This is a genomic window from Candidatus Edwardsbacteria bacterium (assembly GCA_031082425.1).
GTDB lineage: Bacteria > Edwardsbacteria > AC1 > AC1 > EtOH8 > UBA2226.
Map to the genome: position 1 here is coordinate 222231 of JAVHLB010000003.1, position 14335 is coordinate 236565.

17 protein-coding genes and 1 tRNA gene are annotated in these 14335 nt (G+C 54.1%); 16 read left to right on the top strand and 2 right to left on the bottom strand.

Annotated elements, in window-relative coordinates; translation table 11 throughout:
• Positions 1-43 precede the first annotated feature (43 nt).
• From RDU76_04350 to RDU76_04375, 6 genes are all read left to right on the top strand, one after another.
• Positions 44-517 (top strand): GNAT family N-acetyltransferase, encoded by a 474-nt coding sequence (locus RDU76_04350; GenBank protein ID MDQ7798162.1) that lies wholly within the window; start codon positions 44-46, stop codon positions 515-517.
• A 108-nt stretch (positions 518-625) separates the two neighbouring features.
• Positions 626-2101, top strand: coding sequence for a B12-binding domain-containing radical SAM protein (locus tag RDU76_04355; GenBank protein ID MDQ7798163.1), 1476 nt, complete (start codon positions 626-628; stop codon positions 2099-2101).
• Positions 2102-2211: 110 nt separating this feature from the next.
• Positions 2212-3627 (top strand): HD domain-containing protein, encoded by a 1416-nt coding sequence (locus RDU76_04360; protein MDQ7798164.1) that lies wholly within the window; start codon positions 2212-2214, stop codon positions 3625-3627.
• 118 nt (positions 3628-3745) lie between these two features.
• A complete protein-coding gene (secD, locus tag RDU76_04365) occupies positions 3746-5344 on the top strand; it encodes a protein translocase subunit SecD (protein MDQ7798165.1) in 1599 nt (532 codons plus the stop codon).
• Positions 5345-5356: 12 nt separating this feature from the next.
• On the top strand, positions 5357-6301 hold the full coding sequence (gene secF / locus RDU76_04370) for a protein translocase subunit SecF (GenBank protein MDQ7798166.1): 945 nt from the start codon (positions 5357-5359) through the stop codon (positions 6299-6301).
• Positions 6302-6375: 74 nt separating this feature from the next.
• A tRNA-Asp gene (locus RDU76_04375) sits at positions 6376-6454 on the top strand.
• Between the two features lie 50 nt (positions 6455-6504).
• On the opposite strand, the gene RDU76_04380 is transcribed toward RDU76_04375, so the two are convergent.
• Both RDU76_04380 and RDU76_04385 read right to left on the bottom strand, forming a co-directional pair.
• Entirely contained in the window at positions 6505-6852 is a 348-nt protein-coding gene (locus RDU76_04380) for a hypothetical protein (protein ID MDQ7798167.1), read from the bottom strand.
• Entirely contained in the window at positions 6845-7306 is a 462-nt protein-coding gene (locus RDU76_04385; GenBank protein ID MDQ7798168.1) for a C-GCAxxG-C-C family protein, read from the bottom strand. Before RDU76_04385 ends, RDU76_04380 begins: the two co-directional genes overlap by 8 nt.
• 327 nt (positions 7307-7633) lie before the next feature.
• On the opposite strand from RDU76_04385, the gene rplM reads away from it, so the two are divergent.
• The 10 genes from rplM (at position 7634) to RDU76_04435 (ending at position 14309) form a co-directional block, all read left to right on the top strand.
• Positions 7634-8065, top strand: coding sequence for a 50S ribosomal protein L13 (gene rplM / locus RDU76_04390; protein MDQ7798169.1), 432 nt, complete (start codon positions 7634-7636; stop codon positions 8063-8065).
• Between the two features lie 60 nt (positions 8066-8125).
• Positions 8126-8518: a 30S ribosomal protein S9 gene (gene rpsI / locus RDU76_04395; GenBank protein ID MDQ7798170.1), complete on the top strand. Its 393-nt coding sequence runs from the start codon at positions 8126-8128 to the stop codon at positions 8516-8518.
• Between the two features lie 151 nt (positions 8519-8669).
• Positions 8670-9590 carry a 30S ribosomal protein S2 gene (gene rpsB / locus RDU76_04400; protein MDQ7798171.1) on the top strand — a complete coding sequence of 307 codons (921 nt, stop codon included), beginning with the start codon at positions 8670-8672 and terminating at the stop codon, positions 9588-9590.
• A 14-nt stretch (positions 9591-9604) separates the two neighbouring features.
• Complete coding sequence (gene tsf / locus RDU76_04405; GenBank protein MDQ7798172.1) at positions 9605-10198, top strand: translation elongation factor Ts; 594 nt, start codon at positions 9605-9607, stop codon at positions 10196-10198.
• A 27-nt stretch (positions 10199-10225) separates the two neighbouring features.
• On the top strand, positions 10226-10945 hold the full coding sequence (gene pyrH / locus RDU76_04410; protein ID MDQ7798173.1) for a UMP kinase: 720 nt from the start codon (positions 10226-10228) through the stop codon (positions 10943-10945).
• A 3-nt stretch (positions 10946-10948) separates the two neighbouring features.
• A complete protein-coding gene (gene frr, locus RDU76_04415; GenBank protein ID MDQ7798174.1) occupies positions 10949-11506 on the top strand; it encodes a ribosome recycling factor in 558 nt (185 codons plus the stop codon).
• Positions 11507-11525: 19 nt separating this feature from the next.
• Positions 11526-11693: a 4Fe-4S binding protein gene (locus RDU76_04420; protein ID MDQ7798175.1), complete on the top strand. Its 168-nt coding sequence runs from the start codon at positions 11526-11528 to the stop codon at positions 11691-11693.
• 108 nt (positions 11694-11801) lie between these two features.
• On the top strand, positions 11802-12536 hold the full coding sequence (locus RDU76_04425) for an isoprenyl transferase (GenBank protein ID MDQ7798176.1): 735 nt from the start codon (positions 11802-11804) through the stop codon (positions 12534-12536).
• Positions 12537-12734: 198 nt separating this feature from the next.
• A complete protein-coding gene (locus RDU76_04430; GenBank protein MDQ7798177.1) occupies positions 12735-13601 on the top strand; it encodes a phosphatidate cytidylyltransferase in 867 nt (288 codons plus the stop codon).
• Positions 13602-13703: 102 nt separating this feature from the next.
• Positions 13704-14309, top strand: coding sequence for a hypothetical protein (locus RDU76_04435; GenBank protein ID MDQ7798178.1), 606 nt, complete (start codon positions 13704-13706; stop codon positions 14307-14309).
• Positions 14310-14335 lie beyond the last annotated feature (26 nt).

Below are 14335 nucleotides of genomic sequence, written 5' to 3' on the forward strand. Positions count from 1 at the left end.
GAATCCATGAAAAACAAAATGCTTCAAGAAGGAATGGTTATAAATGGAAATACGCGAGCTGAAAAAAGGGGACGACCTCAAAGCCTTGGTGCAGCTATCCAGGGATTTCTTCTATGAATATGAATCATACCATCCGTATTTCTTCAAGATCGACAAGATAGAGGATAACGACATAATCAGCTACTTTGCCAGGTTCATCGGTACTGATGACCGTAAGGCCTTTGTGGCGGTTGAGAGCGATGCTATAATCGGCTACATATCAGTCTATATCAAGGAACAAGCTGATTTTTGGAAAATCAAAAATGTGGGGGATATCTCCGGGCTGATGGTGCAAAAAGAGCATCGTGGCAAAGGGATCGGCAAAAAACTGCTGCAAAGAGCGGTAGGTTATTTCAAGGGAAAGGGAATCAAGCAGTACGCGCTTTTTACCTCGGTCAACAATAAGAATGGAATTGAATTTTATGAGAAATGCGGTCTGGAGAAGCTTTATACGACGATGATTGGGGAGGTCGAATAAATTAATTCAAAGGCCCTTGACAAATCACCCCCGCGGGTCTATATTAAAAGCAGCAAAGGCTCCATCCCGGTCTGACCATAATAATCCCCCGGCATAGAAAGCCACCCCATGAACACCCTTCTTATCTATCCGGAGTATCCGGATACCTTCTGGGGTTTCAAGCACGCCTTAAAGTTCATCCTTAAAAAGGCCAATGTCCCGCCTCTGGGACTGTTGACCGTGGCGGCCCTGCTGCCCAAAGACTGGACCCTGCGCTTGATCGACCTCAATCTCAGGAAACTGAAAGAAAAAGAAATCGCCTGGGCCGATATGGTAATGATCAGCGCCATGGACGCCCAGCGGCCATCGGTCCAGCGGATCGTGGAACTATGTCATAAGCACAATGTCAGGACCGTGGCCGGCGGGCCGCTGTTCTCGGCCAACCCCCAGGATTTTCCGGGAATAGATCATCTGGTGCTCAAGGAGGCTGAGATCACCCTGCCCCTGTTCCTGGCCGATCTGGAGAAAGGCCAGCCTCAGCACATTTACACCACCGACCAGTGGGCTGATCTTAATAAATCCCCGCGCCCGATGTGGCAACTGGCCGATATCAAAAAATACTCCTCCATGAACCTGCAGTATTCCCGGGGCTGCCCCTACAACTGTGATTTTTGCGATATCTCCATCCTGTACGGTCGGATCCCCCGCACCAAGAGCACCCGACAGGTATTGGACGAATTGGAGGCCCTTTATAAAATGGCCTGGCGGGGCGGTGTTTTTATCGTGGACGATAATTTCGTGGGTAAAAAGGCCCGGCTCAAGGGCGAGGTCCTGCCGCAGATTATAGCCTGGATGGATGCGCATAAGCACCCGTTCACCTTTATCACCCAGGCCTCCATAGAGATGGCCGACGATGACGACCTGCTGTCCCTGATGGCCCGGGCCGGATTTGACCAGGTGTTCGTGGGGATCGAGACCCCGGATGAGAACAGCCTGCAGGAATGCAGCAAATTTCAGAACAAGAACCGGGACATGATCGCCGGGGTCAAGAAGATCCAGGGCCATGGGATCCAGGTCCATGCCGGATTCATCGTGGGCTTTGACAGCGATCCCAAAAGCATCTTTGACACCCAGATTAAGTTCATCCAGCAGAGCGGCATCGCCACTGCCATGGTCAGCCTGCTCAACATCCTGCCAAAAACAAAACTCTACTGGCGGCTAAAGGACCAGGACCGGTTGACCAAAGAGTTTTCCGGCGATAACACCGATTTTAACTTGAATTTCGTGCCCAAGATGGGCCCGGGCCCGCTGCTGGAGGGATACCGGAAAATTGTCAAAACAATTTACTCCCCGAGGAACTACTACCGGCGGGTGAGGACCTTTTTGCGGGAATACCGGCCGGTCAAAGCACAAAAGCCCAGGTTTAGCTTCTCCCGGCTGGCGGCCCTGGCCGGCTCCACTGTGGTGCTGGGGTTGTGGAGCAAGGAACGGTTTCAGTACTGGGGCTTGGTCTTCTGGACCCTGTTCAAAAGACCCCGGCTGTTCCCCACCGCCATCACCATGACCATCTACGGCTACCACTTCAGGAAGGTGTTCCACTGCTGAACGCCCAACCGTCGGTAAATATGAGAGACCCCTGCCAAAACACTCCGACCGCCCGGCTCCGGCCGGGTTTTTTGCTTGTAAAGGATCGATAAATCCGCTAAAATGCCGATATGTACCTGCCTCAAAAAATATTGGACTCCGTAAACTCCCTCGGTCAGATCTACGAAGTGGGCGGAGTGGTCCGGGATCGCATCCGCCACAGCTTGTCGCTGGACGCCGGAATGATTGACCATCATAAATTCTGGTCCTACCCGGCCGAGGAGGCCGATTACCTGGTGACCGGCATGCCGATGGATGACCTGATATCGGGCCTTGGATATTACGGCCAGGTGGAGCTGGTGGGAAGATCTTTCGGCGTGATAAAGTTTAAATTGCATATTGCAAATTGTCAAGCGAAAACCGTGGATATCGCCCTGCCGCGCCGAGAGACCAGCACCGGTTTGGGCCACCGGGACTTTGAGATAGAGTTTGACCCCGATCTGCCGGTGGAACAGGATCTGGGCCGGAGGGATTTTACCGTCAACGCCATTGCTTTGAGAACGGCAAATATCAAATCCCAAACACCAAATTTGATCGATCCCTATAACGGGCTTCAGGACATCAAGGACCGACTGATCAGGATGGTAAACCCCCGGGCTTTCGAAGATGACCCTTTGAGGATGCTGCGGGCCTGTCAGTTCGCCGCCCGGTTCCAGTTCTCCATTGAGCGGGATACCTTCAAGGCCATCAAAAGGAACGCCAGGCTTATCCGGACCGTCTCGCCGGAAAGGGTGCAACAGGAGCTGAACAAGATGCTGCTCAAGGCCGACCAACCGTCCATCGGGCTTTGGCTGATGCAGCGCAGCGGACTGCTCAAAGAGGTATTCCCGGAATTGGAGGCCGGGGTGAATGTCACCCAGCCGGGAGGCTATCACCGCTACAAGGTATTCGAGCATTCCATTAAATCCGTTGACTATGCGCCAAAGAGTTTAGAGATGCGGCTGGCGGCCCTGCTGCACGATATAGCCAAGCCCCGGTGCCGGGAGGTCTTCGAAGGCGGGGCGCATTTCTACGGACACGACAAGCTGGGAGAGAAGATCGCCAAAGAACTGTTGGAAAGGCTGAAATATTCCGGCCAGATCATCTCCCGGGTGGCCCTGTTGGTACGCCGGCACATGTTCGCTTTTCCCGAGACCGAGAAGGGCCTGAGGAGGCTGATTGCCAAGGCCGGCATCAAGGGAGTGTACGATCTGATAGAACTGCGGCGGGCTGATATCCGTGCCCAGGGACGCGGCACCGAGGAGGACGGTCGCGAATTGGGCCATTTCGAACAGGCCGTCACTGAGGTGATAAACAAAAATCCCCCATTTACCATCAACGATCTGGAGGTGGACGGGAACATTATCATGGCCGAGTTTCACCTTAGGCCCGGCCCGAAAGTGGGGCGGATATTGAGGCGTCTGTTGGACTATGTGCTGGATCACCCCGAGAACAACAAAAAAGAGTTGCTGCTGGACGAGGCCGCCCGCTTGTTGGACACTGTTTGATCGCAGGGGGATTAGGCCGATTATACTTGACAAAGCGATGGTATTTAGGATAAAATTACAAATTCTATAATATTGAAACCTTTGAAAATTATTATTTTATCTTAGGAGCATACACAAGATGAGAAGATCTAATCTGTGGAAGTTCATCTTGACCATGGTCCTGCTGGTGGCTGCCATCTGGCAGCTGGTGCCCACTTTTAAATTGCAGGGCCTCACCGAACAGCAGAAGGCCGAGATGTCCCGTGATGAACTGAACAAGCTTTATTCCAAGGCCATCCATCTGGGGCTGGATCTCAAGGGCGGCATGCACATAGTGCTGGAGATAGATCGCCAGGGCATGGCCAAGGCCACTGGCAAACAGCCGAACGAGATCACCGATAAGGAGCTGTCCGATGCCACCGATCGGGCCTTGGAGATCATCCGCAACAGGGTGGACCAGTTCGGCGTAGCCGAGCCGTCCATCCAGAAACAGGGCAACGATCGCATCGTGGTGCAGCTGCCCGGTGTGGACCAGGAGAGGGCCCGGGCCCTGATAGGCACCACCGCCATGCTGGAGTTCAAACTGGTGCAGGAGGACAAGGTTCTCCAGGACGTTTTGGACAAAATAGACAAGGCCCTGCTGGGAGAAAAGGGCCAGGCCCTGATGTCCGACAGCACCATGTTCGGAGACAAACCTTTTAGCTCGTTGCTGCAGTTCGTGAGCAACAGTGAGATGTCGGTCATGGAGCAGGACCGGGAACTGGTGGTGAAGGCGCTTAAGGACCCCCTGGTGCAGGCCGCCATTCCACCCGATTTCGAATTCGCCTGGGGGATCAAGGAGGATCGCGAGGGTTATCGCCGCTATCCCCTATATATGCTGAAAAAACAGCCGGAGATCACCGGAGCGGCTCTGGCCGAGGCCAGGATGGGTGTGGGGAGCAATGATGATCCCTCCGCTTTGCGGGTCGACTTCACCCTGGTGCGCAAGTATGCCAATACCTTTTCCCGCATCACCGCCGCCAACATCAAACGTCGCCTGGCCATCGTGCTGGACGGCACCGTCAAATCGGCCCCGGTCATCCAGGGCCGGATACCCAACGGCAGCGGGCAGATCACCATGGGTAACGCCACCACCGAGGAGGCCCGGGATCTGGCCATCATCCTGCGGGCGGGCGCCCTGCCGGCCCCGGTATCCATCATCGAAGAACGCTCGGTGGGCCCGACCCTGGGGATGGATTCCATCTCAAACGGCGTAAAGGCTTCCATCATCGGCGCCATTGCGGTGATCTTATTTATGGTAATATATTACGCCCTGGGCGGTCTGGTGGCGGTGCTGGCTCTGTCCTTCAATATCATCATGCTGTTGGCGGTAATGGCCGCCTTCCGCACCACTTTGACCCTGCCGGGCATCGCCGGCATCGCTCTGACGGTCGGTATGGCGGTGGACGCCAACGTGCTGATCTTCGAGCGCATTCGCGAGGAACTGCGGGCCGGCAAGACGGTGCGGGCCTCCATAGATGCCGGGTATGAGCGGGCCTTTTCCACCATCCTGGACGCCAACATCACCACGGTGCTGGCGGCGGTGGCCCTGTACTTTTTCGGCACCGGCCCGATCAAGGGTTTTGCAGTGACCCTGATGATAGGTCTGGCCATCTCGATGTATACCGCCATTCTGGTGACCAGGATGATCTTTGACTGGATCACCGTCAAGTGGAACCTGCAGAAGCTGCCGATTTAAGGAGATATGACAATGATTTCTTTTTTCCATCATCAATCTAATTTCGGGTTCATCAAGAACCGCTATAAGGCCTATGCTTTTTCCATCGCCCTCTTGATTGTCACCATCGTTTCGGTCATCCTGCACGGCGGTCTGAAGCTGGGGGTGGATTTCACCGGCGGGACCATGATGCAGATCCACTTTGCGGCTCCGGTGCCCACCGACCAATTGCGAAAAGCCTTGAACGACGGGGGCATTCCCAATACGGAGATACAAAAGGTCAAGGATACCGAAAATATCAAAAATGCTTTCATGATCCGCACCGGGCTGATCGAGGAAAAATCCGGCCAGGAGGAGGTCAAACCAAGTTCGATAGGCGAGAGGATAAAGACCGTACTGGGCCAGAGATTCCCGGAGAACCAGGTCACCATCGACAGCAACGAGACGGTGGGGCCGAAGATAGGGAAGGAGCTTCAGCGGAACGCCATCTGGGCGGTGCTGATAGGATGCGTACTGATCCTTATATACGTGGCTTTCAGGTTCGACTTCCGTTTCGGGGTGGCCGCGGTGGTGGCCATCTTCCATGACGTGCTGTGCACCCTGGGCTTCATTTCGGTGACCAATATGGAATTCAACCTGCAGTCGGTGGCGGTGCTGCTGACCATCATCGGATATTCCATCAACGATTCCATCGTGGTGGCCGACCGGATCCGGGAGAACCTGCGCAAATCGCAGAAGGAGACCTATCCTGAGCTGATCAACCGCAGCATCAACGAAACCCTGTCCCGGACTGTGATCACGGTGGTCACGGTGTTCCTGGTGCTGCTGGCTTTGCAGTTGTTTGCCGGCCGGGTGCTTTCGGACTTCACCAAACCGCTGCTGTTCGGCCTGGTGATAGGGACCTACTCCTCGATATTCGTGGTCTCCGCCCTGGTGGCGGATTGGGAATTGAAATCGCCCACCAAACGCAAGAAATAATGATCTTCCCCGATTTGCGGTTAGTTTGAGATTGACAGCGGGAATAAAATTTTGTATAATTCATCGTCTCTGGTGGGGTCGTAGTTCAGTTTGGCTTAGAACGCCGGCCTGTCACGTCGGAGGTCGCGGGTTCGAACCCCGTCGGCCCCGCCAGAACAAAAGAAACCCCGTCTTAAGACGGGGTTTCTTTTGTTCGTTTTTGATCAGGCCCGGGTAAAACCCAATTTCAATAATAGTCTCAGCATCGGCTGGTTGCTTGGCTCGACCTCCGTCCGGATCTGGCCAGCCGCCACCGGTGTTCCGGCCTGATACATCACCAGGCAATCCATCCGTTTATACCAACCTTCGGCGATATCCAGTTCAAAAAGATCGTGGGTCATGGGCGGCGGGCCAAAGGCATCACTGATGATCAGAAGAAAATCATTTTCAATGACACTGGTGACGGCTGGTCTGACTTCAAATTCCGGACAGCCCAGCGGGATTTTCGGGAATGGGGTTTTAAGTATTAAGCTAACGTCATTATTTTGGCCCCTCAGAGATGAATCAGGCATTTGCCGAAGCCCCCCGGGAGAATTCGGTTATCAGATCCATCGAAGTCCGGGCTGACCACTTGACGCAGGAGCGGCAAGTCTCTTTAAGGTCCCGGTTGGCATGGGCCTTCTGACCCTCGGGGGTCTTAAGATCAACTCCGATCAGCTCGCGGCATTGGGAACTGCCAAATTTTTCCATGAAACCGTTGAACAGACGGTCTACCGCCGGATAACAGGGATCCCGGCTGCCCTGGTTGTCGTCCCGGCCCAGGGCCAGACCGATTACCATGATCCCTCCGGTCAGCGCCCCGCACAGGTTTCCGTTGCGGGCGATGCCGCCCCCGAATCCGGTGGCGATCCTGGGCAAACTGCGGCCGTTGGGCATATTAAGGTATTCGCTTATTGCCATCAGCACCGATTCGGCGCAGTTGTATCCGGAATCGAAATTTTCCAACGCTTTGGCTGAAACATCCATGATTATCCGTTCCTTGATATTTTTAGAGTTGGCGTTTTATGTTCAGAATTATATATTAAAATTGCTCCAAATGTAAGACCCCTGAAATTTAAGCCTTATATATAGTTGCTGCAAAAGGCATCATTTCATTAAAGACTGCTCGAAAGTTCAGCAAAATGGTACGGCCGAAGAGAAAAGCTGGTTCCCGGGCATGACCCAATGGCACCGTAAGTCGTTTTTCCTCTTGACAAAAGGGTGATTTTTATGTATACTTCCTGTCTATTCTGGAAAAACAGCCCTCAAGGATGTTTTTGAGGGCTTATTAGTTGTTTATAAGGAGCAGGTTTAATGAAGACTTATGTTGCCAAAAAAGGACAGGTAGAGCACCGCTGGTTCTTGGTGGATGCCAAGGGAAGATCGTTGGGAAGGCTGGCCACCCAGATAGCCCTGCTGTTGAGGGGCAAGGGAAAGCCCCAATTCACCCCCAACACCGACTGCGGCGACCATGTGGTGGTGATCAATGCCGCCCAGGTGCGCCTGACCGGTGCCAAGATGGAGAACAAGGTGGCTTACCGTCACAGCGGATATCAGGGAGGCTTGCGGACCATCAACTACGGCAGGGTTCTGCAGGGCAAAAAGCCCGAGAGGGTGGTTGAAATGGCCGTCAAGGGCATGCTGCCCAAGACCAAGCTGGCCCGCAGCAATTTCAGCAAACTTCATGTTTATGCCGGCGACAAGCATCCCCATGTGGCCCAGGCCCCACAGGCCCTGGCTAAGTAGAAATTTTCCAATATCACGGCCGGTCTTCCGGCCCAGATGGATTTTATTGTAGGAGGTTAGATGACCCAGAACGTTATTCGGGCGACCGGGCGCCGCAAATCGTCTGTAGCCCAGGTTAAAATGACCCCGGGGCAGGGGAAGATGACGGTCAACAACAGGACCTGCGAGGAGTACTTCTGCCGTCCCACCTTGGTGATGATGGTGAAGCAGCCGCTGGAACTTACATCCCAGCTGGGAAAATTCGATATCTGGGCCAAGGTGGAAGGCGGCGGGGTGGCCGGCCAGGCCGGGGCCCTGAGGCTGGGAATATCCCGGGCCCTCAACCTGGTGGAGCAGGAGCTGCGCCCCCCGCTTAAGTCGGCCGGATTGTTGACCCGGGACCCCCGCGAGAAGGAAAGAAAGAAATACGGCCAGAAGAAGGCCAGAAAGAGATTCCAGTTCTCCAAGCGTTAATATCATTTAGATTTGCGGGAAGGGGATCCTCTAAATACCAAATCACATGTCCGGCGTTAAATCCCGCCAGTGGTGTCCGGTTTTAAAACCGGATTCTGGCGGCAGCCGGGCAGAGGAACAACCAACATATTAATCGGAAGGAAAAGGGAAAGTGGCTAGTTTTACCATCAAAGACCTGCTGGAGGCCGGAGTTCATTTCGGGCACCAGGCCCCGCGCTGGAACCCCAAGATGAAGAAGTTCATCTTTGACGAACGCAACGGGATCCATATCATAGACCTGCAGAAGACCGTCAAATGCCTGAATACCGCCATCGAGACGGCGGGCCGGATGTCGGAGAGCGGCGATGAGTTTCTGTTCGTGGGCACCAAGAAACAGGCGGTGGATGTCATCAAGGAAGAGGCCCAGCGCTGCGGCATGCATTATGTGGCCGACCGCTGGCTGGGCGGCATGCTGACCAATTTCTCCACCATCCAGAAGAGCATCAAGCGGCTCAAGGACCTGGACAAACTGGCCGTCAGCAGCTATCAGGGATACACCAAGAAAGAGGCCTTGGGCATGGAGCGGGAGCGTACCAAGATGGAGAAGGTGCTGTCCGGGGTCAAGGAAATGCGCCGGATGCCGGGAGCGGTGATAGTGGTCGATTGCAAGAAGGAACGCCTGGCCATTGCCGAGGCCAATCGGTTGGACATCCCGGTGATCGCCCTGGTGGACACCAATGTGGATCCCGATCCGGTGACCTACCCGGTGCCGGCCAACGATGATGCCCTCCGCTCCATAAAAATGATCGTCAATTTACTATCCGAATCCATCATAGAGGGCCGGGCCAAGTATCAGCGTGATATGGAGACCCAGTCCAAGGAAAGCCATGCTGCCGGAGGGGCCGGCGAAGATGCCAAGCCCCGCAGACACCTGTCGGACCGCGGAGCCCGCCGGCCGGAGAACAAAGAGGGCCCCAGGGGCGCCCCCAGGACCGGAGCCCCCAGGCGGGCAGTTGGCGGTGGCATGCGGGGATCGGGTGCGGGACCCAGAGCCAAACAGCCGGCCGATAAGCCGGCCGACAAGAAAGAATAGAAAGGACCAGATAGATGTCATTCACAGCAGAGGATGTCAAGAGTCTACGGGACAAGACCGGCGCCGGGATGATGGCCTGCAAAGAGGCCCTCAAAGCCTGCAACGGCAATATTGACGAAGCGGTGGAGTACCTCCGTAAGAAAGGCATTGCCTCGGCCGATAAGAAGACCGGACGAGCTACCGGGGACGGTTTGGTCGAAGCCTACATTCACATGGGCGGCAAGCTGGGGGTGATGATAGAGGTCAACTGCGAAACTGATTTCGTGGCCCGCACCGAACAATTCAAGGGCTTGGTCAAGGAACTGGCGATGCAGGTGGCTGCCTCAAATCCCACGGTGGTCTCCCGGGAGCAGGTGCCGGCCGAGATGGTAGAAAAGGAAAAGGATATCTACCGGGAGCAGGTGCGCGGCTCGGGCAAACCGGAGAACGTGGTGGAGAAGATAGTGGGCGGCAAACTGGACAAGTTCTACTCCGAGATATGCCTGCTGGAACAGCCCTATATCAAGGAACCGCAGAAGAACATCGACACCCTGATCAAGGAGACCATAGCCAAACTGGGGGAGAATATCACGGTCAAAAGGTTCGTCCGTTTCCGGTTGGGTGAATAAACAGCAACAAAAATCGCAGGTCCCATTTTGAGCCCAGATTCAAAATACCGCAGAATACTTTTAAAGCTTTCTGGCGAAGCCATGGGCGGAGCCGAAGGCCGGGGGATAGATCTCCCCTCGCTGGAGAGGATAGCCGACGAGGTTTTGACGATTAAGGAGCTGGGCGTTTCCATTGGGGTGGTCATCGGCGGGGGAAACCTGATCCGGGGCACCCAGGTCAGGGACAACGGCATCAGCCGGGTCACCGCGGACAACATGGGGATGCTGGGCACGGTGATCAATTCCCTGGCCCTGCAGAGCGTGCTGGACAAAAAAGGCTGCCAGACCAGGGTGATGTCGGCGGTGGATATGCCCAAGTTCGCCGAGCCCTATATAAGACGGCGGGCCCTCAGGCACCTGGACAAGGGCCGGGTGGTGATCATGGCCGCCGGGACCGGCAACCCCTATTTTTCCACCGATACGGCAGCCGCCCTGCGGGCGGTGGAGATGGAGGCCGAGGTGCTGCTGAAGGGCACCAAGGTGGACGGGGTCTATAATTCCGACCCCAAGAAAGACCGATCCGCCAAGAAGTACCAGACATTGAGCTTCAGCCAGGTGCTGGCCGACAAGCTGGCGGTGATGGACCTGACCGCGGTATCGCTGTGCATGGAAAATCATCTGCCGATCATCGTGTTCGATCTCAATAATTCGGGAACCTTGAAACGGATAATCCAGGGCGAAAGATTGGGAACCATTGTTAAGGAGTAAGCCATGTTGCCACAGCTATACCAGGAGTTGGAACGAAAAATGGCCAAGGCAGTGGATGTTCTGAAAGGGGAATACTCCGGGATCCGCACCGGACGGGCCAACCCGGCACTATTGGACGGTATCAAGGTGATGAGCTACGGAAATCTGACGGCCCTCAACCAGGTGGCCGGCATCTCGGTGCCGGAATCCAGGATGCTGGTGATCCAGCCCTGGGACAAGACCCTGATACCCGAGATAGAGAAGGCCATCATGAAATCCGAACTGGGCCTGAACCCCATCAACGATGGGAAGGTGATCCGCCTGCCCATCCCCACCCTGACCGAGGAGCGGCGCCACGAGCTGGTCAAACTGGTAAAGAAGATGTCCGAGGAAAGCAAGGTGGCCGTCCGCAATATCCGGCGGGAGGCCAACGACGAGGTAAAGAAACTGGAGAAGGACAAGAAGGTATCCGAGGATGAATCGAAAAAGGCCCACGACAGGACCCAGGAATACACCAACAAGTTCATCGAGCAGATAGACGAGATCCTGGCCAAAAAAGAAAAAGAAATAATGGAAGTATAATAATTGGAGGATTAGCCAAATGCCGTACGTGATAACCGAAGAATGCGTGGCCTGCGGTAGCTGCGTGGATTCCTGCCCCAACGGAGCTATAATCGAGGGTGAGGACAAGTTTGAGATCACCGAGGACTGTGTTGACTGCGGGGCCTGCGTGGATGCCTGCCCGGTCAATGCCATCAAGGAAGGCTAAAAGAACCACCGCAGACCAAAAGGGCGCTCCCGGTCCCGGCATCAAGGCCGGGGTGAAAGGGGCGCCTTTGCTCTTTTGTCAAATCAAGACAAACAAAAAGGAAGATCAATGACCTCCGGCAGCAAACAAAAATTACCGGATATCGGGAACCTCCCCGTCCACTTGGGGGTGATCATGGACGGCAACGGGCGCTGGGCCAAACGCCGGGGTCTTCCCCGGCTGGCCGGGCACCGGGCCGGCATGAAGTCGGTCAAGCAGATCGTCAACTCCTGCGGGGAGATCGGCATCAGATACCTGACCCTCTACGCCTTTTCGGTGGAGAACTGGCTGCGGCCCAAGGCCGAGGTCACCGGGCTGATGAGGATCCTGCGGGAATACCTGCTGGGGGAGATCGACGAGCTGGACGGCAAAGGGGTCAAGATCGTGGCCAGCGGCCGGATCGAGGACCTGGAGAAGACCGCCCTGAAGATCCTCAGGGACTGCATCAAGAGGACCGAGCATAACAAGGGGCTGGTGCTCAATCTGGCGCTTTCCTACGGCGGAAGGGCCGAGCTGGCCGACGCCGTCAAGAGTCTGGCCAAGGATATAAAATCCGGACATTTGAATCCCGACAAGATAGATGAATCCGTGATCTTGAAACACCTGTATCATCCGGAGATCCCCGACCCCGATCTGATCATCCGCACCTCCGGGGAGCACCGGCTGTCGAACTTCCTGATCTGGCAGAGCGCCTATTCCGAGTTCTATTTCACCGAAGTACTGTGGCCGGATTTCGGCCGGGAGGAGCTGATGCGGTCCCTGCTGGAATACCAGGGCCGGGAGCGGCGCTTCGGCGGGATCTGATCCAAATTACGGCGGATATTAAAAAAGGGTGACTTTTTAACCACGAAGGCACCAAGACACAAAGTATATTAAAACCTATAATCAAAAACAAATTTAATTTGGTGCAGTAGTATCACTCCGGTGTTGCTTGGTTCATGCTTGGTGGTAAAAATCCTGATAAATAGTGATCAGGTTAGTTAATAAGTGATAGGATGAGATATGACCGATCAAAACAACAGCCAAGAATTCAGGCCCAGGGATAAGAGCTTCCAAAGCCGATTCTCCACCCTGGGACTGCGTGCTTTGGTGGCATTGGCCGGCATCCCCCTGATGCTGGGGATGGCCTACCTGGGAGGTTTCTGGCTGGCCGGGCTGGTGGCGGTCCTGTCGTTTTTGGGCCTGTGGGAATTCTACGGACTGGCCAGGGCCAAGGGGCTGCATCCCCTGGCCTGGTGGGGCCTGTCCGGGGGGATGATCCTGCTGGCCTTTCTGGGCCTGAGATGGCCGTTTCTGTTGGCCCTATTGGTCCTGTGGGTGATGCTGATAATGTCTCGGATGGTCTTCAGGGACGAGGTCAAGGAATCCATCAGCCGCATCGGCATAACCATCATGGGCGTTCTGTATATCCCCTTCCTGTTCGGACATATGCTGCTGCTGCGGACCGACTATAGTTTTACAGGATATAAACTGCTGTTCTTTTCCATGGCCCTGGTCTGGCTGTGCGACACCGGGGCCTATTTTGCCGGGATGATGCTGGGGAAGCATCCCCTGGCGCCGCATATCAGCCCCAAGAAGTCAATCGAAGGGCTTATCGGCGGGCTGGTAGTGACCATCGTTGCAGCGGTGCTGCTCCAGAGATGGTGGCTGTGGGAGATATCGGCGGTTGATTCTCTGATCATGGCCGCCGGGGCGGCGGTGCTGGGGACCCTGGGCGATCTGGTGGAGTCCCTGTTCAAGCGGGATGCACAGGTCAAGGACACCGGAACTCTGCTTCCCGGCCACGGCGGGATACTGGACCGGTTCGACAGCATGCTGTTCGTGATACCCTTTGTTTACTGGTATTTCCGGCTATTTGTGATAGGGTAAATTGTTGGTTGACATAACCCCTTTGGTCCCCCTCTCTTGTGCAAAGAGAGAGCCTGCACGGTGGATTACACAATGTTGTAATAAAAAGTGGGGTAAATAAAGATGAAGGCGATATTTTGGCTATCAATAACAGGCATTGTTTTAGTAGTTCTATTATGTATCGGCCTATCATTAAATGGCCAGTACATATTTAGAAATTACGATAAACAATATAAGAGATATTTAACTATTCAAAATGGCATGACAAAAGAGGAAGTTTCGAAGCTATTCAATAAAAAGCCGCAGAAGGCTAACAATCTAAAATATAAGGTAGGCATGGATTATAGTGAAGTGTTATCTTATGCCATCCCGTTGGAAACCGAACCCGGTGACTATATAGATGTATTTTATAAATCTGGCAAAGTGGTTGAAAAACGAGCTTTTTCACAGGGTGCGTTTAGATTTACAAATCGCGAAATATTAGAGCATAAGAAATCTGTTAAAAAATTTGCAATTAGAAACATTATTTTATACATCTTTGGGTTACTTTCTTTTACGGCATGTATTGTTATAACACACAAATATGGTCGATCGAAAAGCATTAATGCACAAATCATTACAGGATTTTTTATATTAACCGGCTTTAGCATCACCCTGTTTTTAGGGATTGCTAATATTTTTTTGTTTATGCATCGTTTAGCATTGATGGTGGGTGATAAGCTATTTTAATTAATTGCTCAATAAAGAAGTCCCGC

Bases quoted from the DNA above. Each gene is read 5' to 3' on its own strand.
- RDU76_04360 (MDQ7798164.1), top strand. From the start codon at position 2,212: ATGTACCTGCCTCAAAAAATATTGGACTCCGTAAACTCCCTCGGTCAG.
- RDU76_04355 (MDQ7798163.1), top strand. From the start codon at position 626: ATGAACACCCTTCTTATCTATCCGGAGTATCCGGATACCTTCTGGGGT.
- tsf (MDQ7798172.1), top strand. From the start codon at position 9,605: ATGTCATTCACAGCAGAGGATGTCAAGAGTCTACGGGACAAGACCGGC.
- rpsI (MDQ7798170.1), top strand. From the start codon at position 8,126: ATGACCCAGAACGTTATTCGGGCGACCGGGCGCCGCAAATCGTCTGTA.
- RDU76_04420 (MDQ7798175.1), top strand. From the start codon at position 11,526: ATGCCGTACGTGATAACCGAAGAATGCGTGGCCTGCGGTAGCTGCGTG.
- RDU76_04380 (MDQ7798167.1), bottom strand. From the start codon at position 6,852: ATGCCTGATTCATCTCTGAGGGGCCAAAATAATGACGTTAGCTTAATA.
- secD (MDQ7798165.1), top strand. From the start codon at position 3,746: ATGAGAAGATCTAATCTGTGGAAGTTCATCTTGACCATGGTCCTGCTG.
- RDU76_04435 (MDQ7798178.1), top strand. From the start codon at position 13,704: ATGAAGGCGATATTTTGGCTATCAATAACAGGCATTGTTTTAGTAGTT.
- RDU76_04425 (MDQ7798176.1), top strand. From the start codon at position 11,802: ATGACCTCCGGCAGCAAACAAAAATTACCGGATATCGGGAACCTCCCC.
- RDU76_04430 (MDQ7798177.1), top strand. From the start codon at position 12,735: ATGACCGATCAAAACAACAGCCAAGAATTCAGGCCCAGGGATAAGAGC.
- rplM (MDQ7798169.1), top strand. From the start codon at position 7,634: ATGAAGACTTATGTTGCCAAAAAAGGACAGGTAGAGCACCGCTGGTTC.
- RDU76_04385 (MDQ7798168.1), bottom strand. From the start codon at position 7,306: ATGGATGTTTCAGCCAAAGCGTTGGAAAATTTCGATTCCGGATACAAC.
- frr (MDQ7798174.1), top strand. From the start codon at position 10,949: ATGTTGCCACAGCTATACCAGGAGTTGGAACGAAAAATGGCCAAGGCA.
- RDU76_04350 (MDQ7798162.1), top strand. From the start codon at position 44: ATGGAAATACGCGAGCTGAAAAAAGGGGACGACCTCAAAGCCTTGGTG.
- secF (MDQ7798166.1), top strand. From the start codon at position 5,357: ATGATTTCTTTTTTCCATCATCAATCTAATTTCGGGTTCATCAAGAAC.